Source organism: Lacinutrix salivirga (genome assembly GCF_053604675.1).
Window position 1 is genome coordinate 76,464 of the sequence record NZ_JBSHNP010000101.1, and the last position, 23,851, is coordinate 100,314.

A 23,851-nucleotide genomic window follows, 5' to 3' on the forward strand; every position below is an offset into this window, starting at 1 on the left:
AACGTTTATGAAAGATAACAAACAAGTTTTTGATAATGTGTTAGACCTTATAGGTAATACACCAATGATAAAACTAAACAAAATAACTTCTGGCTTTAATGGTCAATATTTAGCTAAAGTAGAAGCTTTTAATCCAGGACACTCTTCTAAAGATAGAATTGCACTTTACATAATAAAACAAGCAGAAAAGCAAGGGATTATAAAACCTGGTGACACCATTATCGAAACTACCTCTGGTAATACAGGATTTAGTCTGGCTATGGTGAGTGTAATTAAAGGTTACGATTGTATTTTAGCTGTAAGTTCAAAGTCCTCAGCAGATAAAATAGATATGCTTAAAAATATGGGCGCCAAAGTTTACGTTTGTCCTGCAAACGTTAGTGCAGACGACCCAAGATCATATTATCAAGTAGCAAAACGATTGCATGACGAGATAAAAGGTTCTGTTTATATTAATCAATATTTTAACGAATTAAATATTGATGCACATTACCACTCCACTGGACCAGAAATTTGGAATCAAACAGAAGGTAAAATAACCCATTTAGTAGCTTGTAGTGGTACAGGAGGTACTATTTCCGGAACGGCAAAATACTTAAAAGAGAAAAACCCAAACATTAAAATTATTGGCGTAGATGCTTATGGCTCTGTATTAAAAAAATACCACGAGACACGCGAGTTTGACGACAAAGAAATTTACCCTTATAGAATTGAAGGTTTAGGTAAAAACCTAATACCTACAGCAACAGATTTTGATGCTATAGATAATTTTGTAAAAGTTTCTGACGAAGAAAGTGCGCATACAGCAAGAGAAATTGCTGTAACCGAAGGTTTATTTGTTGGTTACACTTCTGGAGCTGCTATGCAAGCAATTAAACAACTAAATGATTCTAATTATTTTACAAAAGAAGATAATGTAGTTGTTATATTCCCAGATCATGGCTCACGCTACATGAGTAAAATATACAGTGATAAGTGGATGAATGAGCAAGGCTTTTTTGATAGTGTAAATTTAGAAGCAGCACAAAGCATACAATACGTTAAATAAAAAATAAAATACTAAATTAGAGATAATAATAAAGGTACTCCTTTGTTATTATCTTTTTTTGTTAATAATAGTAGGTAAAAATATTATGCAAGCATCTTAAAATTGTATAATTTTGTAATTCCTAACAAAACATAAGCTAAATGAAAGACTTATTCGATAAAATCTATAAAGACAAAGGACCTTTAGGTAAATGGGCTGCTCAAGCAGAAGGATATTTTGTATTCCCTAAGCTTGAAGGAGAAATTTCAAATCGAATGAAATTTCAAGGCAAAGAAGTAATTACTTGGAGTATTAACGATTATTTAGGTTTAGCCAATCATCCAGAAGTTCGTAAAGTAGATGCTGAAGCAGCTGCACAGTATGGATCTGCATATCCTATGGGAGCACGTATGATGTCTGGTCACACAGAGTTACACGAACAATTGCAGAATGAGTTAGCTGCATTTGTGCATAAAGAAGCTGCTTATTTATTAAACTTTGGGTATCAAGGTATGGTATCTACTGTAGATGCATTAGTTGCTAAAGACGATATTATTGTTTATGATGTCGATGCACACGCTTGTATTATTGATGGAGTTCGTTTACACCATGGTAAACGTTTTACATATAAACATAACGATATAGAAAGTTTAGAAAAAAACTTAGAGCGTGCCACTAAAATGGCAGAACAAACAGGTGGAGGAATTTTAGTGATTTCTGAAGGTGTTTTTGGAATGCGTGGAGAGCAAGGTCGTTTAAAAGAAATTGTTGCACTTAAAAAGAAATATAATTTTAGATTATTTGTTGATGATGCGCATGGTTTTGGAACATTAGGTAAAACAGGAGCAGGAGCAGGTGAGGAGCAAGGCGTACAAGACGATATTGATGTGTACTTTGCAACTTTTGCTAAATCATTAGCAAGTACTGGAGCTTTTATAGCAGCAGATCAAGAAATAATAGATTATTTAAAATATAACTTACGTTCACAAATGTTTGCGAAGTCGCTACAAATGCAATTGGTAGTTGGTGCTTTAAAGCGTTTAGACATGTTGCGCACAATGCCTGAGTTAAAACAAAACTTATGGAAAATTGTTGATGCTTTACAATCTGGACTTAAAAATCGTGGTTTCGACATTGGGACTACACAAAGTTGTGTAACTCCTGTATATTTAAACGGAAGTATTCCTGAAGCTATGGCACTAGTAAGGGATTTAAGAGAAAACTACGGAATTTTCTGCTCAATAGTAGTATATCCTGTAATACCTAAAGGAATGATATTATTGCGTATGATTCCTACTGCAACTCATACACTGCAAGATGTTACTGAAACGTTAGATGCTTTTGATGCGATTAGAACACGCCTTGAAAATGGAACATACAAGCGTATGTCTGCTGCTTTAATTAAAGCAATGGGAGAATAGTTATTAAGTCAATTAACACTATAAAAAAATCCGATTCAATTGAATCGGATTTTTTTATGCTATATTTTTTCTAAACGTTTTTCGTCTTTTTATCACTACAGGATCAAAATGTTTCCAGATTTTATGAATCGCTTCATTGTCTTCCAATTCTGGAGTTCTATAACAATCAATAATACCTTTCTCTTTAAAAGTATCATAATATTCGTTAAATATTACAGCATGTACGCCTTTGTTTTGGTACTCAGGATGTACACCAATTAAATAAAACACAACATCTTTACTTTCTTTTTTAGCTTTTAAAAGTTTTAAAAAGCCAAAAGGCAAAAGCTTCCCTTTCATTTTCTGTAAAGCATTAGCAAATCTAGGCATTACAATGGCAAAAGCAACCATGTTATCCTCTTTATCAACTACAAATTTTATATATTCTGGATTAACAAAACTGATAAATTTCTTCTTAAAAAATTCTTTTTGAATATCAGTAATTTCAACAAAAGAAGCTAACGATGCATACGATGTATTAAACAAATCAAACATTTTGTCTGCATATGGCATAACTTCTTCTGTTTTTGTTAAATTTAAAGCAGTTAATTGGTATCTACGTTTTATAAGCTCTTGTGCTTTTTTAAAAAATTCTGGTTTTACATTTTTAAAAGGAAACTTACTTTCGGAATATGATTTTTCGACAGTAAAACCATGAGCTTCGTAGTGATTTACATAATAGGCGTGATTATACCATGTAATCATGTTGGCAATTTGATCGAAACCTTCGGTCATTACACCAACTTTATCTAAATTTGAAAACCCTACAGGACCTTCAGAATATTCTAATTGGTGTGCTTTTCCAATAGTTTCAACTTGGTTTAAAAGCGCTTTTGAGACTTCTAAATCGTCTATAAAATCAAACCAGCCAAAACGCATTTTTTTCTGGTTTTGTTTTTTTACTTCTAGCCAATTTATAATGGCAGCAATTCTTCCAACAAGTTTATCGTTTTTGTAAGCTAAAAAAAAGCGTGCTTCTGCATCATTAAAAATGGGATTTTTATCCTTATTAAAGGTTTCTATTTCTTGCTTAATAATAGGAGGAACCCAATATTTAGAGTCTTTATATAATGAAAAAGGAAACGTAACAAATGCTTTTAAATCCTTTTTATTTTTTACTTCTTTAATTAAAATCATAGAGTTCAGGATAGATTATTCGTCATCAAAATTAATATCCTGAGTTTGCTTTTTACGCTTTTTGCTTCCACCATCATCATCATCATCATTTTTCTTGTTTTTCTTGTTTTTTCTGTTTGCTTTACGTTCTGCTTCTTCTTCTGCAGAAGTTCCATTATCTTCTTTATCCTTGTGGAAATCAAAACGATAAGATGCACCAAGATTCACACTAAATACAGATGGTGTGTCTTTAGTGTTAAACGTTAAGGCTGTATCTAATTGAAAATCTTTAGTGAGTAAATAAGCGCCTCCAAATCGAAATAAATTATCGGCATAAAAATCACTTTTTATTCCTTGTGTTTCTCCAAAAAGCACCACTTTTTCGCTTAATGCTTTTGTTAATGTGATTAAATATTGAAAATCAGAAAATTCACTACCAATTCTATCTTTTACAAGATTAATCACCAAAACCCAACCACTAGAAAAGTTGTTTTGTGTTGCAATCATTACTTTTGGACTAAAGCCTTCAACATCTGGAGCAGTGTATGGATTGTTTTTAGTGTCAAAATTTGCACCAGCATAAACTGCAACTGCTGGAATTAGTGAGCTCCATTTAAACTTTCTATTAGCGTGATAACTGTATAAATTTGGCTTGTCTTCACCAGCATTTTTATAAGGATCGTACACTAAATATTTTGCGCCAATAGTAAGATTTTTAAAATTGGAGCGTTTGTTTTCTGCATTAAAAACAGAAGTGAATGTTTGGGTGTCGTTTTGGTAAGTCCCTTCTAGATTTAATTCTAATTGAGGCAGTAACAATCCATAACGTGCTGCAAAATCAACACCAAATCCTTTAACTTCGTAGCTTGCTGCAGGAGTTCTTTCTTCATTAAGTAAATAAGGGCCTGCTTCTAATTGTATAACTCCTGTACCTACAGAAAATGCACTGCGTGATACTCCTGGCCTGTTAGAGTTTATAACTTCTGTATATTGTGCAAAGCCTATTAAAGGCAGGATAAATAAAACAGCAAATAAGTAATTTTTATAGATATTCATTTATTTTCTACTTAGGTTAAGTTTCAAATATAGAGATTTTATATTTTTTTTAAGTATTTATATATTATTTTAAAAGCGCAAAATTGTATTTTTGTGTAACACTAATAGTTAAGATAATTATCCTAGTATGGGAATTTTAAGAACTCTAATAATAATCGCATTAATTTACTACGGAATAAAAATTCTGTCAAAACTTTTTGCGCCATACTTATTTAAACAGGTTGTTAAAAAGGCTGAGAAAAAATTTGGACAGCAGTTTGAAGGATTTAAAAACCAGCAGCCACCAAAAAAAGAAGGTGAGATTACTATAGATAAAATGCCACAACGAAAATCTTCGAACAAAAAAGTTGGTGATTATGTGGACTTTGAAGAAATTGAATAAGCTTCTGTTTAATCTCAAAAAATATGAGTAATTTTCACGCTCATAGTTTTAAATCTATTTCATGTCATTTTCTATAAAAAGAATTCTTCCGCATATATTTGTACTTATTGGTTTTGTAGTACTTTCTTTAGCTTATTTTAGTCCTGTTTTAAAAGGCGATAAAATCTACCAAAGTGATATTATGCATTACATTGGGATGGCAGAACAGCAAACCCAACATAGAGCACAAACAGGAGAAGAAACCTATTGGACAAACAGTGCGTTTGGAGGTATGCCAACCTACCAGTTAGGTGCAAAATATCCTCATAATTATATTAAAAAACTAGATTTAACACTGCGTTTTTTACCTCGTCCTGCAGATTACTTATTCTTATATTTTATTGGTTTTTATATATTATTACTTAGTCTAAAAGTAGATTTTAAATTAGCTGCCTTAGGTGCATTGGCGTTTGGGTTTTCTACATATCTCATTATAATTTTAGGTGTTGGCCATAATAGTAAAGCACATGCTATTGCCTATATGCCATTAGTTTTAAGTGGTATAATTTTAACATTTAGAAAAAAATACATTTTAGGTTTTCTAGTAACAGCCATTGCTATGGCTTTGGAGTTGGTGGCAAATCACTTTCAAATGACTTACTACTTAATGCTACTAGTTGTTGTGTTAGGAATAGTGTATTTAATCGATGCGTACAGAAAACAATTATTGCCACACTTTTTTAAATCGGTTGGGATTCTAACAGTTGCAGTTATTTTGGCTGTAGGTTTAAATGCAACAAATATTTTGGCAACGCAAGAATATGTAAAAGAAAGTACGCGTGGTCAAAGCGAATTAACCATTAATCCTGATGGTTCACCAAAAGAAGTCACTTCTGGTTTAAGTAGAGCATATATTACAGAATACAGTTATGGTATTTTAGAAACATTTAACCTATACATTCCTCGTTTTTTAGGAGGAGGAAGCTATGAAGATACAGGAAAAGATTCTGAAACCTATAAAGCGTTTAAAGATTTAGGTGCTTCGCCATTACAAGCCTTAGAAGAAGCTAAACAAACACCAACATATTGGGGAAATCAGACAATTGTAGAAGCTCCAGCTTACGTTGGCGCAGTTGTAATTTTCTTGTTTGTACTCGCTTTATTTTTAGTAAAAGGCAGATTAAAATGGTGGTTAGTAGCAGGAACTGTATTGTCTTTACTATTATCCTACGGAAAGAATTTTGGATTTTTAACCGACTTTTTTATCGACTACGTACCACTTTATAATAAATTTAGAGCAGTAAGCTCCATACAAGTTATATTAGAATTGTGTATTCCAACTTTAGGGATTTTCGCATTGGTGCGTTTATTTAATGATTACGAAAAAGATGAAGAAAAACTTAAAGCATTAAAATATACAGTTGGAATTACAGCAGGTTTGGCTATTCTTTTTCTGTTATTGAAAATAGGAGGAGTGTTCGATTTTGTTGGTGCAAGAGATGGAATGTTTAGAGACGCTTATGGACAGCGTTTTGTAGATGCCGTTAAAGAGGACAGAAAAACATTTTTTACGCAAGACACATTACGAACTCTCATTCTTGTATTATTAAGTGCAGCAACTGTCTATTTCTTTATAAAAAAGAAATTAAACGACACTAAAGTTATTATCATATTTGCTGCTTTAATACTATTTGATCTTGTTGGTGTTAACAAACGTTACGTTAATAATGACGATTTTGTGCCAGCAATACGAGTGAATAAACCTTATGTTGCAGATCAGGCAAATACTCAGATTTTAAAAGATAAATCTAATTTTCGTGTGTTTGATTTGGCGTCGCGAGAGCCTGCAAAAGCATCATACTTTCATAATTCGTTAACAGGTTATCATGCCGCAAAGCTGAAACGTTATAACGAAATTTACGATTTTTACATTTCCAGAAACAATATAAACGTGCTTAATATGTTAAATGCAAAGTATATTATTGCACCAGAGGAAGATGGTTCGGTATTTGCTTTCACCAACGAAGATGCTAACGGAAACGCTTGGTTTATTGAGCGATTAAAGGCTGTGAACTCTGCAAATGAAGAAATTAAAGCGCTTGATAGTTTAGATAATAAACGTGTTGCTGTTTTTGATACTAAGCAAAATATAGACATAAATAAAACATTTAAAGTAGATTCCTTAGCCTCAATAACTGTAGTATCGTACAAACCAAATGAGATTATTTACGAGTCTAAAAACCTAAACGAAGGTTTTGCAGTATTTTCAGAAGTGTATTATAACAAGGGTTGGCAAGCGTTTATAGACAATAAACCTGTTGCACACTATAGAGTAAATTACTTACTAAGAGGGTTGCCAATACCAAAAGGCAAACATACAATACGATTTATTTTTGAGCCAAAAGTAGTAAAAACAGGAAGCCAAATAGCCTTAGGAAGCTCCCTTTTGTTAGGCTTATTGTTGCTTGGAGGTTTGTTTTACTCCTTTAAGCAAAAAAGCCAAGCATAGCGTTTAGCGTATGACTACTAAAACTGTTTTAATCATTACTTATTATTGGCCACCAGCAGGAGGACCAGGAGTACAACGTTGGTTAAAATTTGTAAAGTATTTGCCAGAGTTTACTATAAATCCAATTGTGTATTGTCCAGAAAACCCTAGTTATCCAATTATAGACGAAAGCTTGGTAAACGATATAAATAGTGATGTCGTTGTAATAAAACAGCCTATTTCTGAGCCTTATAAATTGGCGCTTTTGTTGTCTAAAAAAAGCAAAGTGATTAGTAAAGGGATAATTTCGGATAAAAAAAAGCAGAGTTTTGTAGAGCGCCTTATGCTTTACATACGTGGCAATTATTTTATTCCAGATGCTCGTAAATCTTGGGTAAAACCATCTGTTAAGTATTTACAAGAGTATATAAAAGTGCATAATATAGATACTGTAATTACCACAGGTCCACCACACAGCCTACATCTTATTGGACTAGAGTTAAAAAAGAGACTTAATGTCACATGGTTAGCCGATTTTAGAGATCCTTGGACAACTATTGGTTACCACAAAAAATTAAAGCTCACCAAAAGTTCGCAAAGAAAACACAAACAATTAGAAGCTGAAGTGTTACAAACGGCAAACCACATTATTGTAACAAGCGAAAACACAAAAACACAATTTAAAAGCTTAACTCAACAGCCTATAACTGTTATTACAAATGGTTTTGATGAAGAAAACTTTAATCAAGTTGAATTAGATTCTAAATTTTCCATTAGCCATATTGGTTCTTTATTATCTGAAAGAAATCCAGAAATTTTATGGACTGTTTTAGGAGAATTAATTGAAGAAGTTGAGGGTTTTGAGGAGAAGCTTCAGTTAAATTTCATAGGTATTGTTAGTAAAGATGTCTTAGATTCTGCTGAAAAATTTATCTCGAAAACATGTTTAAGTAATATTGGCTATGTGCCACATAATGAAGCAGTTGAGTTTCAAAAAAAATCTCAATTATTAGTGTTAATCGAAATCGATTCCGAAGACACCAAAGTAATTATTCCTGGCAAGCTATTTGAATATTTAAACGCTAAACGACCACTTATTGCTTTAGGTCCAAAAGGTTCTGATGTAGAACGTATTATAAACGACACCAACTCTGGAGCGTATTTTAATTATAACGAGAAAGCGAATTTGAAATCGCATATTCTTCAGCAGTACAATTTATTTCTAAAAAAAGCATTGGTTTCTAATGCAAAAGGTATAGAAAAATACAGTAGATTTAATCTCACCAAAACACTCGCTGAGTTACTGTAATGGGAATTGTAATTAATCAATCTATTAAAAACACTGTAGTCACTTACATTGGTTTTGCTATTGGAGCGATTAATGTGCTGTTTTTGTTTACTAATTTTATGAGTGATACTTATTTTGGGTTAATCACTTTTATTCTGTCAACATCCAATATTTTAATGCCTTTAATGGCGTTTGGAGTTCACAACACGATTGTAAAGTTTTATTCTTCGTTTAAAACAAGGCAAACGCAAAATAGTTTTTTAATGCTAATGCTTTTACTGCCTTTAGCAATAATAATTCCAATGGGTTTAATTGGTGTATTTGCTTACGATGTAATAGGAGAGTGGCTAGCAAAAGAAAACCCAATTGTTAAGGATTATACTTGGTTAATTTACGTGTGTGCAATTACTTTTGCATATTTCGAAATTTTTTATTCGTGGACCAAAGTGCAGATGAATAGTGTATTTGGTAATTTTATGAAAGAAGTGTTTCATAGAGTCTGCATCACTATTTTATTACTATGTTTATATGCAAAATATGTTACTGTAGAGGAGTTAATTTATGGTGTAGTAGCAACGTATGTTTTAAGAATGCTAATCATGAAAATTTATGCCTTTAGCATTAGACGTCCACAGTTAAAAGTCTCTAAAATTAAAAATTTAAGTGCTGTTTTAAAATATGCATTTTTAATAATTATTGCAGGTTCGGTTGCTAATATTATTTTAGAAATCGACAAATTTATGATTGGTCAATACATAGAGATTAAAAACGTTGCTTACTATGGTGTTGCTATCTATATTGCTAGTGTAATTGCCGTACCATCTAGAGCGATGCACCAAATCACTAGTCCATTAACGGCTAAGTTGTTAAACGAAAATAACAAACCTGAGCTTAAAACTTTATACCAAAAAAGCTCATTAAATCTATTTATTATTAGTGGCTTTATATTTTTATTAATTCTAATAAATATTGACTCGTTATACACATTAATTCCAGAAAAATATAATGGAGGTTTACTTATTGTGTTTTTAATTGGCTTAACTAAATTGTTTGATAATGTATTAGGTAATAATAATGCGATACTTTTTAATAGTGATTATTATAGAATGGTACTGTTTTTTGGTGTTTTTTTAACGGTTTTAACTATTGTGTTAAACACTATTTTTATACCAGAATTTGGTATTAATGGAGCTGCTTATGCTACTTGTATTGCTATAGGATGTTATAATTTATCCAAATTGGTTTTTGTAAACCTTAAGTTTAATATGCTCCCTTTTACAAGTGCCACTTTAAAAGTGTTATTACTTATTAGTGGTAGTGTGTTACTGTTTTACTTCTGGAATTTTAGTGTTCATCCACTGGTGAATATTATATTAAAAACCTTGTTAGCTTCTGTGTTTTATGGTGTTTTGGTGTATAGATTAAATCTTTCTGAGGATATAACAACACTATTAAACAAAATTTTAAAACGTGAGAAATAAAAATGAAGAATCCTGCAACGTTGCTTTGAGGCAAACTTATTGCAGGATTCTTACTAACCAACCAAAAATTTTATTTTAACGACGACCAGCTCTTCTAGTGCTTGATCCTCTGTTACTAGTGCTCGATTTACGAGAGGTTGTTTTTCTCGCTGTTGGAGCAGCTTTTCGAGTTCTATTTGTATTACTAACAACTCGCTTTTGAGTGTTTCTTTTAGGAGTACTTTTAACTGTTCTACTTTTTTTACTAGGCGCTTTTCTAATTTGTGTAGAGTTGCTTTTACGAGTATTAGATGTTACTCTAGTATTAGAACGTACAGGAGCAGATTTTGTATTGCTACGAACTCTTGTAGAGTTAGTGTTTGCTCTAGTATTTCCTCTCGTGTTATTCTCTCTAATTTGAGTATTATTTCTAGTCGTACCTCTTGTGGTACTTCTAGTATTTCCTCTTGTATTAGTTTCTCTAATTTGAGTGTTGTTTCTAGTCGTACCTCTTGTGGTACTTCTAGTATTTCCTCTCGTATTAGTTTCTCTAATTTGAGTGTTGTTTCTAGTAGTCCCTCTTGTATTTCCTCTAGTTCTTACAGAATTGCTATTTGCAGCTAATCGTGTGTTGTTTCTTGTTCTTACTTCACGTCCATCTCTAGGTGTAGCGTATCTTGTGTTTCTAACCACTCGATTTCCTCTTCTACTAGCTACAGCAGTTGTACGTCTGTAATTGTTTCTATAAGGTCTTGTATATCTATAACGAATAGGAGTGTAAAATTGTCTATAAGGTCTGTTGTACACTACGCAATAGTTCACAGGTGGAATTACATAGTAGGCATGCCAAGGTCTGTAAATATAAGCTCTGTTATAAATATTTATAAATCCAGAACAGTGAGAAAAACGGTTGTAACGGTTGTAATGTACGTACAATCCACCAACTCTTGTTAAATAACCATAGCTATTATAATTAATGTTTACTTCTCCAATCTGGCTTACTCGTCCATAATAATCGTAGTATATAGGAATATTTTCAATCTGAATAATTGCGCCAAATTCATCGTATTGAACGTAAGCACTATAATCATAACCAGAATTAAAGTTTAAATTAACGTTTCCTGTGTTGATAGAAACATTAACGTTAGATCTCAAATTATTAATATTGAAATCGAATTGTCCATCAGGAAACACCGAAAATTCAACGCCATTTTCTACAAAAATGAAGGAATTACCATAACCTCTGTTGTTAGTGCTGTGAATGTCTGAGTCTAATGTGGTTGTGGTGGTTGCGTTTGCAGATACTGTTGCGATTAGCATAGTAAAAAGCAGTGTGAATAATGTCTTCATAATTGTATTGTTTTAAGATTGAACAATTACATAATTACAAGCATCGTGCCAAAAACGAAAACGTTGTAGTTAGAAAACTATAACACTATGACTTAAAAGCATACTGTTTGTGCTAACAATACTATATGGTTGAGCGCAGACAAAACCTTATTTAATATTAAAATAATATTAATTTAATTATGAGTAATTCAAAAACACTGTCCGGTTGAGCGCAGTCGAAACCTATTTAATATTAAAACATTAAAAATTTTAATTACGCACAACACAACAATTAGTTACTACAACTTTGCTAACTCAATAATAACCTTTAGTTTCGTGATTTAATACTAAAATTCTCTTTAAAATGTCCTTTAAAAAATTACATCCTTTATTAAAAGAAGCTATTGAAAACAATGGTTTTTCTGAAGCGAATGCGTTTCAAAAAGCTGTTTTGCCAAAGCTTAAAGGAGGCGCAAATTTATATGCTATTGGACCTAAAGGCTGCGGAAAAACATCTACTTTAATTATTGGAATTCTGCATAAATTAAAATATATGGCAGAAGGAGATTCGCCAAGAGCTATGATTTTAGTAAATAGTAAAGCGGAAGCCTTAGCACTTAAAGACCAATTTACAACATTTTTAAAAGCTTCAGACTTACGTGTGTATTGTGCTTACGAGGAACATGCTATAGACAAACAACGCGAAGAAATTTATTATGGACAAGACATCATAATAGGTACGCCAAAACGAATAAATAAACTCTATTTTTTAAACAGTATCGATTTTAGCCAATTAAAACTTTTTGTTATTGAAGATGCAGAGTTTACAGAAAACGATATTATTTACAACTCTGTAGTTCGCATCCCAGAAAGTATTAAAAGTGCGCAATACATTGTGTTTGCCAAAAACATGAGTGCGAAATTAGAGCGTTTTCGTAACCACTTTATGTATAATGCTCAGGTTATGGATTTGGGATAGGATATGATGCAAAAAAACTCCCAAAAGCAAAGCCTTTGGGAGTTTTATATTTAAAGTGTTTCTATTTAATCGTCGTCGTCATCATCATCATCATAATCACGATTTTTACGTTTTAGTTTTTTTACTTTTTTAGTTTTACCATTACTTTTGTAATAGTAAAAATCATCGTTATTGTATGTGTTATCGTTGTAATGATCGTTATCATAACCAGTATGTACATCAAAATGGTTTATTGAGCAACTTGCTCCACCACAAACACCACAACTTTGGTTCCAATAGTTTACATGACCAGTAATTCTAATTACTTGGCCATTTCTCTTATAATGGATATGTAATCCACCAACTTGAGTTAACCAACCTTGTCTGTTATAACGCATATAAACAGAACCTAAACGTTTAACTTGGTCGTAACGGTTATAATTTACAAACACATTGCCAATACGTCTTACTTTACCATCACGATCGTGAGTGATAATTACACCTCTGTTTCTAGGCGCAGAATAACGTACTCGTGTTCCTGGAGCACCAAAGGTATGGTTTATAGAGCCACGTCTTGTTGTACGTGTTCTGTAGTAGTTATCGTCATAACCTGGTGAGGTTTGATTACCAACATTGGTATTAAAATCAAAGCTTCCATCAGGAAAAATTAAAAACTCCACACCACGCTCTACAAACTGAATTGGTTGTGCATAACTGTAGCGTGTAATTAAATTTTCCCCTTTTAATGTTGCAGACTCTTTTTTCTCTGCTGCTGTTACAGTTGTTAATCCCATTAACAAACCTGTAAATAATAGTACTAATTTTTTCATAGTAATAAGGATTTAAATTTTGCCTACTCATTTAGCTTTTCGGCTTACGCTATTTGTTTTATAGGTTTTCAATTTACGTGCCAAAATTTATAACTACCACGTTAATAGTGCTTTATAAATTTTAATAATAAAGATGTTAACCTTTTTTGTTTGTTTTTTATTAAATATTAAACAATAGGACATACTTCTTTTAAAAAATAAAATTCAAATAACATTTTTATTATGGGCTTATTAGCTATAGATTTTAGAACCAATATTCCACGAAATCAATTGAGCCATATAGATATTACTTTAATACATAGAGTAGATATTAGGCAAAACCAATACACGATTATCCCTAGGTTTCCTGGAGGTAATCTTACGACTGGAGTTAGAATTTTGGAAATTGATAATTTGGACGAGGGTCAAATATACACCCTTGTAGGAAGACTTTTTCTTAATAGACAAACAATTTTTCTTAGGGAGTATAGCGTTCAAATGGCTCGTGAAACTTGTAGTGGTGCTTGGTTTTGGAGAAGATGTTTTACAGATGTCACTGGAGTGACAATAACTGTTTAGACAGAAGCAACTTTTAATTTCATAATTAAAAACTGAAAGTCTTTCAACAAAATTTCTTTGACGTTGAATTATTAAAGTGCTAATTTTAAACTTTGTAGTTTCATAATAAATTCCAATAAATATTTAGTAGGTTTAGAACTAAATTATAGTAAAAACAACTTAATTTATTATTTTTATTATCAATCTATAGGAATGAAAAAAGAAGCTATCAAAAATTGCAAAAACTGTGAACAACCATTTAATGAAGTTTATGAATATTGTCCACATTGTGGTCAAAAAGATAAAGACGAGCTCACTTTAGGTTTACTTTTTTATAACACAGTGGCTAATTATTTTAGTTTCGATGCACGTTTTTTTAAAAGCTTTTTCCCGTTATTATTTAGACCAGGTTATTTGGCAGCAAAATTTATAGAAGGAAAGCGTTTATTGTACTTGCATCCTGCACAATTGTACTTGTTTATTTCTATTGTTTTCTTCTTTTTATATTCCTTTAATGTAAGAAAACAGGTTACAGAATTAGATAATAATTTGGCTAAAACATTAAAAAGTAACAAAGTATCAGACACTTTAACCAACAATAAAGTTAAGGACTCAGTCTATTTTGCTGCTATAGAAGCTAAACGTGTTACAGATTCTATTAAAAGAGAGGAGGTTAGAAAAGCACTTAAGGATAATGCGCATCTAACAGGAATGAATGAAACGCAAATAGATTCTATAGTAAATACTGAAGATTTTAATAACTCTGGTTTTATCAATTTTAAATTTAGTGAAAGTAAAGTTGATTCTTTGATTGCAGTAGATGCTTCAAATGAAAAAATTTATAAAGCGATGGGAATGGAAGATAGTGACAGCGCGTTTATAAAACGGCTTTATGCTCAAACACTAAAATTTTACAAATCCAGAAAAGGCGGAAGCATCTTGCAAGCATTTTACGATACGATTCCTATAGCTATGTTTTTTGTGTTGCCATTGTTTGCTTTAATCTTAAAACTTTTCTACAGAAAAACAGGACGATACTCGCATCATCTCGTATTTAGCTTTTACTTTTTTGCGTTTATATTTACAGTATTTAGTATAATAGTTGGTGTAAATTTAATCACAGATATACCAGATTGGATAGATGCGATTATATTTTTCTCAGTATTTATATATTTAATTGTAGCCATAAAACGTTTTTATCAAAAAAGCTGGCTTAATAGTATTGTAAAAGGGAGTTTAACAACTTTAACCTTTTTACCTGTTGTTATTATTGCAATGATTGGTGTTTTGGTTTTTGCCTTTACGTTTTATTAAAGGTCTAGAGCTTTTCTTTTAAATATTGACCAGTAACACTTTTTTTATTTTTCACAATGTCTTCTGGTGTTCCTGTTGCTACTAAGTATCCTCCATTTTCTCCACCTTCAGGTCCTAAATCTATAAGATGATCTGCACATTTAATAAGCTCTAAATTATGCTCAACAACTATAATAGAATGCTTGTTTTCTATTAAAGCATTAAAAGATTTTAGTAGCTTTTTAATATCATGAAAATGTAAACCAGTTGTTGGCTCATCAAAAATAAATAAGGTGTTGTCTTTTTTATTTCCTTTGCCTAAAAAAGAAGCTAATTTAATACGTTGTGCCTCACCACCAGAAAGGGTAGAGGAGCTTTGTCCTAAAGTAACATAACCTAAACCAACATCTTGTAAGGGTTGTAATTTATCTTTTATTTTAGTTACGTGGTTAGTGTCAAAAAACGCAATAGCATCATCAATAGTTAGATTTAAAATATCGTCTATATTTTTATCTGCAAATGTAACTTCTAAAACTTCTTTTTTAAACCGTTTTCCTTTACAGGTTTCACATTCTAAATGCACATCTGCCATAAATTGCATTTCTATAGTTACTTCGCCTTCACCTTTACAGGTTTCACAGCGTCCACCATCGACATTAAAACTAAAATGTTTGGGTTGGTAGTTTCTAATTGTGCTTAATTTTTGTTTAGAATATAAGGCTCTAATATCGTCGTAAGCCTTTATATATGTTACAGGATTTGAACGCGAGGAGCGCCCAATTGGATTTTGATCCACATACTCAATGTGTTGCACGTTGGTAAAATTTCCTTTTAATTCTGAAAACTGACCAGGTTTATCTCCAAAACCAGTTAATTTTTTCTGTAACGCAGGATATAAAATCTTTTTTACGAGTGTACTTTTTCCACTACCAGAAACACCTGTAATAACAGTTAGCATGCCTAACGGAAAGTTTACATCTATGTTTTTTAAGTTGTTTTCTCGCGCACCTTTAACCTCAATATTATACTTAGAGGTACGTCGGTTTTTAGGGACTTCAATTTTAAGCGTTTCATTTAAATATTGAGCAGTTAAGGAATCTGAAGCTAAAATATCTTTATAAGTTCCTGTTGCAACAACGTGACCTCCAAAGGTGCCAGCTTCTGGTCCAATATCAATAATCTGGTCTGCTTCCTTCATTATATCTTCGTCATGCTCAACAACAATAACAGTATTTCCTAAATCGCGTAATGCTTTTAAAACTAAAATTAAGCGTTCGCTGTCTTTTGGGTGTAATCCAATACTTGGTTCGTCTAAAATATACATTGAGCCAACTAAACTACTACCTAATGAAGTGGCTAAGTTTATACGCTGACTTTCTCCACCAGACAGTGTATTCGATTTTCGATTTAGCGTTAAATAGTCTAAGCCTACGTTACTTAAAAATTCTAATCTGTTATTAATTTCTTTTAATAATCGGTTTGCGATTTGTGTATCGTAGTCGTTTAACTCTAGTTGTTTAAAAAATACGCTAAGTTTATTTAGAGGCATTTCAACTAAATCGGTAAGCGTAGCATTACTAATTTTTACATAATTTGCTTCTTCTCGTAAGCGTTTGCCATTACAACGTTTACATTTAGTTTTTCCTCTATAACGCGATAGCATTACTCGGTTTTGTATTTTATAAGCTTTACTTTCTAACTCTGCAAAAAAAGCGTTTAGTCCTTCAAAATATGTGTTTCCATTCCAAATTAATTGCTTGTGAGCGTCACTTAACTCAAAATAAGGTTTATGAATTGGGAAATCGAATTTATGAGAGTTATTAACCAATTGGTCTCTATACCAACTCATACTTTCGCCTCGCCATGGAAAAATAGCATTTTCGTAAACTGAAAGTGCTGTATTTGGAATTACTAAATCGTCGTCAATACCTATAACATCTCCATAACCTTCACATTTTGGACAGGCTCCATAAGGATTATTAAAGCTGAATAAATGCACATTAGGTTCTAAAAAAGTAATGCCATCTAATTCAAATTTATTGCTAAAATGTCTAGTTGTTGTGTCCTTTAATGTTTCGATATAACATTCGCCTTTACCTTCAAAAAAGGCAGTTTGTATGGCATCTGCGAGACGATTATAAAAATCGTCGTCATCTTTGGTTACAATCCTATCAACTACTAAAAAGAGCTTATCTTTTTTCTTTACTGCTTCAGCTTCATCAATTCTAAGTACAGTATCATTTACTTTTATTCGCGCATAACCTTGTTGGTTTAAAACTTTTAGCTTGTCTTCAATTGTGCGACCTTCTTCTAAATAAATAGGAGCGAGAAGGAGTAGTTTTTCATTTTCAGCTATAGTCTTTACATAATTTAAAACATCTGTAACGGTATCTTTTTTTACTTCTAAGCCAGAAACAGGAGAGTAGGTTTTACCAATTCTTGCAAATAATAGTTTTAAATAATCGTAAATTTCTGTAGTGGTACCAACGGTTGAACGTGGATTGGTAGAATTTACCTTTTGCTCTATTGCAATGGCAGGCGCAATGCCTTTTATGTAATCTACTTTGGGTTTATCGAGTCGTCCTAAAAACTGCCTAGCGTAACTCGAAAGGCTTTCTACATAACGTCTTTGACCTTCGGCATATAATGTATCGAAGGCTAAACTAGACTTTCCTGAACCTGATAAACCAGTAATGACTACTAATTTGTTTCTTGGGATAACAACATCAATATTTTTTAAGTTATGCAATTTTGCACCTTTAATGATGATGTTTTTTTTAGGATTTACTTCGGAAAGCTTAATATTCATAGGGTTTTTTGAAATATAGATTTGCAAAGATACGACTTCTACATTAGCTTAAAAAATGATTTATTGTGCAATAAAATGTTAAAACTTTAATTTTTTTTTGTTTTTTAGGAATGATTGTTGTTATATTTGACTCATACTAAACTATTTAATTTACCTCTGCCTATAGCATAATATTACTTTTTAAATTTTAAACCCCAAGTTGGAAGGCTACTTCCGCTTAAAAAAAGTGATTATTATGCGAAAAGAAACAATTTCTGATGCTACATTGGTTAGCGCATACATTAATGGTGACGAAAGTGCACTAGAAATGTTAATAAAAAGACACAAGCAACGTATTTATAGTTTTATTTACTCTAAAGTTTTTGATAGAGATTTGGCTGAAGACGTTTTTCAAGACACATTTATTAAAGTTATAAGAACCTTAAAACGTGGCTCTTACAACGAAGAAGGTAAATTTTTACCTTGGGTAATGCGTATTGCTCATAACTTAGTTATAGATCACTTTAGAAAAAATAATAGAATGCCAAAATTTGATAATAGTGGTGAGTTCAGTATTTTTTCGGTATTAAGTGACAGTAGCTTAAATGCTGAAAAAACAATTATTAAATCGCAAGTAGAAGATGATGTGCGACGAGTAATTGATGAGTTACCAGACGACCAAAAAGAAGTACTAGTTATGCGTATGTATAATGATATGAGTTTTAAAGAAATCTCTGAGCGCACTGGTGTTAGCATCAATACAGCATTAGGAAGAATGCGTTATGCATTAATTAATATGCGTAAAATAATTGATAAGCATAATATTATTTTAACTAACTAATACAATAATATATATTTTGTGACGTTTAGAGTAGTGTAACCAAAAATAAATTAGATGGCAAAACTCTACTCAAAAAAACCTAAATCACAAAATTTCGAAATGAACCCTAAAAAGGAAACCGTAAACTTTCTTCTTAGTTACTCAAAAGCTTTAAGTGTTATAGATTGCAATAAGATGAAGTTTGAAGCGCTTCTCAACTAAACTTTGTTAAAGTCCTGATTAGTCTCAGGACTTTTTTTATTTCTATTAAAGTAGGACTATATTAAACGATATAGAGTTTTTAGGTTATTATTTTTTGTTAGTGTAATAATCTTTTAAAACAGAAGCTCTACCTATAGTTTTGGTAATAATATCTTTCTCTAAATCCCAGCCTCTTGCTGGCGAATATTCGCGACCATACCAAATAATTTGCAAATGTAAATCGTTCCATAACTCTTTTGGGAATAAGCGTTTGGCATCTTTTTCGGTTTGTTTTACGTTTTTGCCATTGGTTAAATTCCAACGATATAGTAATCTATGTATATGAGTATCTACTGGGAATGCAGGAACTCCAAAGGCTTGCGACATGACAACACTAGCTGTTTTGTGTCCAACTGCTGGTAATTCTTCTAATGCTTCAAAACTTTGAGGTACTTTCCCATTATGTTTGTCTATTAAAATATGAGACAATCCATAAATACCTTTACTTTTCATTGGCGATAAACCACAAGGTCTAATAATTTCCTTTATCTCTTCAACAGTAAGTTTTACCATATCGTAAGGATTATCTGCTTCAGCAAACAATAATGGAGTAATTTGGTTAACTCTAACATCTGTACATTGTGCCGAAAGCAACACAGCAACCAATAGCGTATAAGGATCTTTATGGTCTAGCGGAACAGGTATTTCTGGATATAAGTCATTTAACGTATTTATAACAAAATCTACCTTTTCTTGTTTAGTCATAAGTTGTATTTTTGATTACAAATCAATTAATTTCAAAATTACAACTATGAATACTCTTAAACAAGGTGATAAAGTACCAAATTTTACAGTTAATAATCAGGATGGAGAACCAGTTTCGTTATCGGATTATAAAGGAAAAAAACTAGTTGTTTTCTTTTATCCAAAAGCCAGTACTCCTGGTTGTACTGCAGAGGCTTGTAACTTAACAGATAATTACAAAACTTTGCAAGATAAAGGCTATTCTATATTGGGAGTTAGTGTAGACTCTGAGAAAAGACAAACAAATTTTAGAAATAAATATGAATTTCCGTTTCCTTTATTGGCAGATGAAGACAAAGAAGTAATTAACGCTTTTGGAGTTTGGGGAGAGAAAAAATTTATGGGTAAAACCTACGATGGCATCCACAGAAAAACGTTTTTAGTAGATGAGAATGGCGTAGTGGCACATGTAATAGATAAAGTAAAGACCAAAGATCACGCAGCACAAATATTAGCGTTATAGAACTATTAAGTATTAAAAAAGGCGACCAACTGGTCGCCTTTTTTAATTTAATTTAATTTATCTTCTTTTTTATTCTTTAGGTTATTCTTTAGGCTATTTTTTAGGTTATTCTCTATGCGGAATTTCTTCTGTTTCACAACCAAATAGGCTTTTCTCAGAAATTAAATTAGAAACCCCTTCTGGTAGCATTTGTTGCCAACCATCTTCGTTTTTTGAAATCATTTTAAGTACTGTTCTCGAAAATATTTCTAAAGTTGAAGGGTCGTAATCTGCAATATCAACTACTTTTCCGTTGTATTTAAAGAACTTGTATAATTCCTTCATTCGAGGATGTACCTTAAGGTTTTCGCTAGTTGTAAGTGTGCCATCATCGTTTTTCATTGGGTATAAATACACACGTAAATCCTTAAAGAATAACTTTCCAAAAGCCTCTAATATTCCACCACTTAAATGTGTGTAGTATTTTTGATCAAAAATATCTACCAAATTATTAACGCCCATGGCTAATCCCATTCTCGCTTTAGAGTATTGAGAGAAGTATTCAACAAGTTTATAATATTCTTGGAAGTTAGAAATTAAAACAGTTTGACCTAATGAGCACAATAATTTTGCGCGATCCATAAAATCTTGTTCGTCAATTTCTCCTTCGGCACGTAAGTTAGACAGTGTAATTTCGAAAATTACTTGAGTTTTTTCCTCGTCAACTTTATTTTCTTTTAAAAACATGTCCAAAGATTTTTTGTACATGTCCATATTAACCTTTGTTACAGGTCTAAAACTACCACGTAAGGCTAAAATGTTTCGTTTATAAAGCACTCTTGCAGGTAACACATTATTACCATCTGGTGCAAACATTACAGCATCTGTCATCCCATTTTTAACAAGTTGCAAACTCATTAAACGGTTATCTACATCTTTAAAAACAGGTCCAGAAAAGTTAATTGTATCTATTTCTACTTGGTCTTTGTCTAAGTGGTCGTAGAGATATCGTAATAATTTACGAGGCTCGTTATACTTATAAAATGCACCATAAATTAAGTTTGTTCCTAATTTACCTAAAGTTTCTTGCTGTAAACGTGCATCGTTTTCTTTAAAACGAATATGTAAAATAATTTCGTTATACTCTTGGCTAGCATCAATTTGGTATTTAAGACCAACCCAACCATGGCCTTTATATTTTTTAGCAAAATCAATAGTTGCAACAGTATTAGCATAACTAAAAAACATTTTGTTAGGATGCTTATCTCTAGTAATACGTTGCTCTATTAAATTAATTTCGTGCGTTAACATTTTACGTAAACGTGCTTCGGTTACGTAGCGTCTATCATCTTCAATCCCATAAATAGCATCACTAAAATCCTTATCGTAAGCAGACATTGCTTTGGCGATAGTCCCAGAACCTCCACCAGCTCTAAAAAACTGGCGAACAGTTTCCTGTCCTGCGCCAATTTCTGAAAAAGAACCGTAAATGTTTTCGTTAAGATTTATGCGTAATGCTTTGTCCTTTATAGACGGAATATTTTCAATTTCTTTGTCTCCTTTTAGCGTAATTTCCATAATAGATTAAGCAGTATTTGTGCAACACAAAGGTATTAAATATGCGTATCAAACAAAAAAATTAACTTATTTTTGTTTTCAAAATTTAAAGTTTTTGAAAGTTACATTTTTAGGTACTGGTACATCGCAAGGAATTCCTGTAATTGGGAGTATGCATCCTGTATGTTTAAGTCCTAATCTAAAAGATAAAAGACTTCGCGTTTCTGTGCTTATAGAAATTGATGACTTTAATTATGTTATTGATTGTGGTCCTGATTTTAGACAGCAAATGTTACGTGCAAATTGCAACACGATTGATGGTATTTTGTTTACACACGAGCATGCAGATCATACAGCAGGCTTAGATGATATTAGACCCTATTTTTTTAAACAAGGCGATATCGATATCTATGCACACAAACGTGTAATAAGTGAGCTTAAGCAACGTTTTGACTATATTTTTACTACCGAAAATAAATATCCTGGAGCACCAAATTTAACCATTAATATTATTGACAACAAACCATTTAAGTTAGATGAATTTGAAGTAATACCTGTAAATGGAATGCATCATAATTTGCAAGTATTTGGGTATAGAATTAAAGATTTTGCGTATTTAACAGATATGAAAACTATTGAAACTGAAGAATTAAACAAGCTTAAAAATCTAGAAGTTTTAGTTGTAAATGCTTTACGCGAAAAAGAGCATATTTCGCATTTTAGTTTAGCGGAAGCCTTAGAACTTATTGCCTATTTAAAACCAAAACGCGCTTACTTAACACATATTAGTCATTTATTAGGCTTTCATGATGAGGTACAACAAAATCTACCAGAAAACGTTTTTTTAGCTTACGATACTTTACAAATAACCATTTAATTATATTACATACTATATGAAAAATAGAATCTTTATGTACTTATTCATTTTTACGCTGTTACTAGTGTTATTTATGTTTATGAACTCCAAAAAAATTATAGAAAATAATATGAAAGTCATTGAAGACTATAAAACTGAAGTGAACAACTACAAAACCTCAGATTCTATTTCAAAAGATAAAATTTTTGAATACTCTCAATTTAGTGTCGATAGAAATGATGCTGCCATTACTTATTTCGACAACCAAGGCTACGATAGTGATGTGGTATTTAAAATGGTTAAAGACGAATTATTTGCGCTTAACGACTATAAAGGCGAGGAGCATCCAATAATTCCTTATGGCTCTAGCGAAGGCCGTAAAATGCTAATAAATAACGTGAGGCTCGTAAACCATAAATGGGTTTTGGCAGAGTTTAGCGATGGACAATTTAGTGGCGAGTTATTTATTACTTATTTTATAAACGATAAACAAGAACTTAAGTTTAATGTTGAAGAACACCTCTTATATCCTTTAAATTAGTTTTTTTAACCACTCTTTAAGCTCATAAAAATTTTGTGGTGCAACACCATGTCCAACAGGAAATTCACTGTATTGATGATTAATATTTAGTGCAGAAAGAAATTTTGGTGCTTGCCTTGCCCAATCTACAGGAATAACCTGATCTACGCTACCATGAGAACAGTAAAAATTAAGGTGTTTATATGCTGAAGCGTCTTTAACATCAAACAAATCCTCGTTAACATAGCCACTTAGCGCAATAACGTTATTAATTTTTTCAGGATAACTCAATGCTACTGCGTAGCTTAAAATGGTGCCTTGACTAAAGCCTAGTAGTGACACATTATTTTTGTTTACAGGATAATTCTCAACAGCTTCATCTATAAATTTAGCGATTTCATCTCTAGATTCTATGGCTTGTTCATTATCGCTCCATTTTCCTTTTTCGGCATCAAAATTAATAGCATACCAAGCATTTCCGTAAGGTTGCATGGCATAAGGCGCTCTTACTGAAATTATAAATAACTCCTCTGGTAATTCTGATGCAAATGAAAACAAGTCGTTCTCATCACTACCATAACCATGAAAAAGGATAAGTAAAGGTGCATTTTCTTTTAGAGAAGATTCTCTAACAATATGATATAATGATAATTGTTTCAT

Annotated in this window: 20 protein-coding genes; 12 read left to right on the plus strand and 8 right to left on the minus strand. The window is 31.9% G+C overall.

What is annotated here, in order from left to right:
- The first annotated feature begins 7 nt into the window (after positions 1-7).
- Together ACVC5O_RS06870 and ACVC5O_RS06875 are read left to right on the plus strand one after the other, a co-directional pair.
- On the plus strand, positions 8-1,048 hold the full coding sequence (locus ACVC5O_RS06870; RefSeq protein WP_452220735.1) for a PLP-dependent cysteine synthase family protein: 1,041 nt from the start codon (positions 8-10) through the stop codon (positions 1,046-1,048).
- A 140-nt stretch (positions 1,049-1,188) separates the two neighbouring features.
- Positions 1,189-2,448, plus strand: a complete 1,260-nt coding sequence (locus ACVC5O_RS06875; RefSeq protein ID WP_452220736.1) for an aminotransferase class I/II-fold pyridoxal phosphate-dependent enzyme — start codon at positions 1,189-1,191, stop codon at positions 2,446-2,448.
- Between the two features lie 54 nt (positions 2,449-2,502).
- Here ACVC5O_RS06875 and ACVC5O_RS06880 read toward each other — a convergent pair whose 3' ends face one another.
- Together ACVC5O_RS06880 and ACVC5O_RS06885 are read right to left on the minus strand one after the other, a co-directional pair.
- The gene (locus ACVC5O_RS06880; protein WP_452220737.1) at positions 2,503-3,624 is read right to left on the minus strand and encodes a GTP cyclohydrolase; all 1,122 of its coding nucleotides are present in this window, start codon (positions 3,622-3,624) and stop codon (positions 2,503-2,505) included.
- Positions 3,625-3,639: 15 nt separating this feature from the next.
- Complete coding sequence (locus tag ACVC5O_RS06885; RefSeq protein ID WP_452220738.1) at positions 3,640-4,659, minus strand: transporter; 1,020 nt, start codon at positions 4,657-4,659, stop codon at positions 3,640-3,642.
- A 127-nt stretch (positions 4,660-4,786) separates the two neighbouring features.
- Here ACVC5O_RS06885 and ACVC5O_RS06890 point away from each other — a divergent pair, with 127 nt between their 5' ends.
- From ACVC5O_RS06890 to ACVC5O_RS06905, 4 genes are all read left to right on the plus strand, one after another.
- The gene (locus ACVC5O_RS06890) at positions 4,787-5,041 is read left to right on the plus strand and encodes a DUF4834 family protein (RefSeq protein ID WP_452220739.1); all 255 of its coding nucleotides are present in this window, start codon (positions 4,787-4,789) and stop codon (positions 5,039-5,041) included.
- A gap of 61 nt (positions 5,042-5,102) precedes the next feature.
- A complete protein-coding gene (locus ACVC5O_RS06895) occupies positions 5,103-7,529 on the plus strand; it encodes a YfhO family protein (RefSeq protein ID WP_452220740.1) in 2,427 nt (808 codons plus the stop codon).
- Between the two features lie 10 nt (positions 7,530-7,539).
- Positions 7,540-8,817: a glycosyltransferase gene (locus ACVC5O_RS06900; RefSeq protein ID WP_452220741.1), complete on the plus strand. Its 1,278-nt coding sequence runs from the start codon at positions 7,540-7,542 to the stop codon at positions 8,815-8,817.
- On the plus strand, positions 8,817-10,277 hold the full coding sequence (locus ACVC5O_RS06905) for an oligosaccharide flippase family protein (RefSeq protein ID WP_452220742.1): 1,461 nt from the start codon (positions 8,817-8,819) through the stop codon (positions 10,275-10,277). Before ACVC5O_RS06900 ends, ACVC5O_RS06905 begins: the two co-directional genes overlap by 1 nt.
- 75 nt (positions 10,278-10,352) lie before the next feature.
- Here ACVC5O_RS06905 and ACVC5O_RS06910 read toward each other — a convergent pair whose 3' ends face one another.
- The gene (locus ACVC5O_RS06910; protein WP_452220743.1) at positions 10,353-11,606 is read right to left on the minus strand and encodes a hypothetical protein; all 1,254 of its coding nucleotides are present in this window, start codon (positions 11,604-11,606) and stop codon (positions 10,353-10,355) included.
- A gap of 343 nt (positions 11,607-11,949) precedes the next feature.
- On the opposite strand from ACVC5O_RS06910, the gene ACVC5O_RS06915 reads away from it, so the two are divergent.
- Positions 11,950-12,564, plus strand: coding sequence for a DEAD/DEAH box helicase (locus tag ACVC5O_RS06915; RefSeq protein ID WP_452220744.1), 615 nt, complete (start codon positions 11,950-11,952; stop codon positions 12,562-12,564).
- A 65-nt stretch (positions 12,565-12,629) separates the two neighbouring features.
- Here ACVC5O_RS06915 and ACVC5O_RS06920 read toward each other — a convergent pair whose 3' ends face one another.
- Positions 12,630-13,373, minus strand: a complete 744-nt coding sequence (locus ACVC5O_RS06920) for a hypothetical protein (RefSeq protein ID WP_452220745.1) — start codon at positions 13,371-13,373, stop codon at positions 12,630-12,632.
- A gap of 750 nt (positions 13,374-14,123) precedes the next feature.
- Here ACVC5O_RS06920 and ACVC5O_RS06925 point away from each other — a divergent pair.
- Positions 14,124-15,224 carry a DUF3667 domain-containing protein gene (locus ACVC5O_RS06925; protein WP_452220746.1) on the plus strand — a complete coding sequence of 367 codons (1,101 nt, stop codon included), beginning with the start codon at positions 14,124-14,126 and terminating at the stop codon, positions 15,222-15,224.
- Positions 15,225-15,228: 4 nt separating this feature from the next.
- Here ACVC5O_RS06925 and uvrA read toward each other — a convergent pair whose 3' ends face one another.
- Positions 15,229-18,012 carry an excinuclease ABC subunit UvrA gene (gene uvrA, locus ACVC5O_RS06930; protein WP_452220747.1) on the minus strand — a complete coding sequence of 928 codons (2,784 nt, stop codon included), beginning with the start codon at positions 18,010-18,012 and terminating at the stop codon, positions 15,229-15,231.
- A 235-nt stretch (positions 18,013-18,247) separates the two neighbouring features.
- On the opposite strand from uvrA, the gene ACVC5O_RS06935 reads away from it, so the two are divergent.
- On the plus strand, positions 18,248-18,832 hold the full coding sequence (locus ACVC5O_RS06935) for an RNA polymerase sigma factor (RefSeq protein WP_452220748.1): 585 nt from the start codon (positions 18,248-18,250) through the stop codon (positions 18,830-18,832).
- A gap of 288 nt (positions 18,833-19,120) precedes the next feature.
- Here the strand turns inward: ACVC5O_RS06935 and ACVC5O_RS06940 are convergent, their stop codons facing one another.
- Positions 19,121-19,777, minus strand: a complete 657-nt coding sequence (locus ACVC5O_RS06940; protein WP_452220749.1) for an endonuclease III domain-containing protein — start codon at positions 19,775-19,777, stop codon at positions 19,121-19,123.
- Positions 19,778-19,823: 46 nt separating this feature from the next.
- Here ACVC5O_RS06940 and bcp point away from each other — a divergent pair, with 46 nt between their 5' ends.
- Positions 19,824-20,279: a thioredoxin-dependent thiol peroxidase gene (gene bcp, locus ACVC5O_RS06945; protein WP_452220750.1), complete on the plus strand. Its 456-nt coding sequence runs from the start codon at positions 19,824-19,826 to the stop codon at positions 20,277-20,279.
- Positions 20,280-20,384: 105 nt separating this feature from the next.
- Here bcp and ACVC5O_RS06950 read toward each other — a convergent pair whose 3' ends face one another.
- Positions 20,385-21,836 (minus strand): TonB-dependent receptor, encoded by a 1,452-nt coding sequence (locus tag ACVC5O_RS06950; protein WP_452220751.1) that lies wholly within the window; start codon positions 21,834-21,836, stop codon positions 20,385-20,387.
- 94 nt (positions 21,837-21,930) lie between these two features.
- Here ACVC5O_RS06950 and ACVC5O_RS06955 point away from each other — a divergent pair, with 94 nt between their 5' ends.
- Together ACVC5O_RS06955 and ACVC5O_RS06960 are read left to right on the plus strand one after the other, a co-directional pair.
- Complete coding sequence (locus tag ACVC5O_RS06955; protein WP_452220752.1) at positions 21,931-22,692, plus strand: MBL fold metallo-hydrolase; 762 nt, start codon at positions 21,931-21,933, stop codon at positions 22,690-22,692.
- Positions 22,693-22,726: 34 nt separating this feature from the next.
- The gene (locus tag ACVC5O_RS06960; protein ID WP_452220753.1) at positions 22,727-23,212 is read left to right on the plus strand and encodes a hydrolase; all 486 of its coding nucleotides are present in this window, start codon (positions 22,727-22,729) and stop codon (positions 23,210-23,212) included.
- Here the strand turns inward: ACVC5O_RS06960 and ACVC5O_RS06965 are convergent.
- The gene (locus ACVC5O_RS06965; protein WP_452220754.1) at positions 23,204-23,851 is read right to left on the minus strand and encodes an alpha/beta hydrolase; all 648 of its coding nucleotides are present in this window, start codon (positions 23,849-23,851) and stop codon (positions 23,204-23,206) included. The two genes, ACVC5O_RS06960 and ACVC5O_RS06965, sit on opposite strands and share 9 nt — an antisense overlap.

Excerpts from the sequence above, each read along its gene's own strand:
- uvrA (WP_452220747.1), bottom strand. The coding sequence starts at position 18,012 with ATGAATATTAAGCTTTCCGAAGTAAATCCTAAAAAAAACATCATCATT.
- ACVC5O_RS06950 (WP_452220751.1), bottom strand. The coding sequence starts at position 21,836 with ATGGAAATTACGCTAAAAGGAGACAAAGAAATTGAAAATATTCCGTCT.
- ACVC5O_RS06935 (WP_452220748.1), top strand. The coding sequence starts at position 18,248 with ATGCGAAAAGAAACAATTTCTGATGCTACATTGGTTAGCGCATACATT.
- bcp (WP_452220750.1), top strand. The coding sequence starts at position 19,824 with ATGAATACTCTTAAACAAGGTGATAAAGTACCAAATTTTACAGTTAAT.
- ACVC5O_RS06910 (WP_452220743.1), bottom strand. The coding sequence starts at position 11,606 with ATGAAGACATTATTCACACTGCTTTTTACTATGCTAATCGCAACAGTA.
- ACVC5O_RS06895 (WP_452220740.1), top strand. The coding sequence starts at position 5,103 with ATGTCATTTTCTATAAAAAGAATTCTTCCGCATATATTTGTACTTATT.
- ACVC5O_RS06960 (WP_452220753.1), top strand. The coding sequence starts at position 22,727 with ATGTACTTATTCATTTTTACGCTGTTACTAGTGTTATTTATGTTTATG.
- ACVC5O_RS06880 (WP_452220737.1), bottom strand. The coding sequence starts at position 3,624 with ATGATTTTAATTAAAGAAGTAAAAAATAAAAAGGATTTAAAAGCATTT.
- ACVC5O_RS06915 (WP_452220744.1), top strand. The coding sequence starts at position 11,950 with ATGTCCTTTAAAAAATTACATCCTTTATTAAAAGAAGCTATTGAAAAC.
- ACVC5O_RS06890 (WP_452220739.1), top strand. The coding sequence starts at position 4,787 with ATGGGAATTTTAAGAACTCTAATAATAATCGCATTAATTTACTACGGA.
- ACVC5O_RS06940 (WP_452220749.1), bottom strand. The coding sequence starts at position 19,777 with ATGACTAAACAAGAAAAGGTAGATTTTGTTATAAATACGTTAAATGAC.
- ACVC5O_RS06925 (WP_452220746.1), top strand. The coding sequence starts at position 14,124 with ATGAAAAAAGAAGCTATCAAAAATTGCAAAAACTGTGAACAACCATTT.
- ACVC5O_RS06965 (WP_452220754.1), bottom strand. The coding sequence starts at position 23,851 with ATGAAACAATTATCATTATATCATATTGTTAGAGAATCTTCTCTAAAA.
- ACVC5O_RS06905 (WP_452220742.1), top strand. The coding sequence starts at position 8,817 with ATGGGAATTGTAATTAATCAATCTATTAAAAACACTGTAGTCACTTAC.
- ACVC5O_RS06870 (WP_452220735.1), top strand. The coding sequence starts at position 8 with ATGAAAGATAACAAACAAGTTTTTGATAATGTGTTAGACCTTATAGGT.
- ACVC5O_RS06875 (WP_452220736.1), top strand. The coding sequence starts at position 1,189 with ATGAAAGACTTATTCGATAAAATCTATAAAGACAAAGGACCTTTAGGT.
- ACVC5O_RS06920 (WP_452220745.1), bottom strand. The coding sequence starts at position 13,373 with ATGAAAAAATTAGTACTATTATTTACAGGTTTGTTAATGGGATTAACA.
- ACVC5O_RS06885 (WP_452220738.1), bottom strand. The coding sequence starts at position 4,659 with ATGAATATCTATAAAAATTACTTATTTGCTGTTTTATTTATCCTGCCT.
- ACVC5O_RS06900 (WP_452220741.1), top strand. The coding sequence starts at position 7,540 with ATGACTACTAAAACTGTTTTAATCATTACTTATTATTGGCCACCAGCA.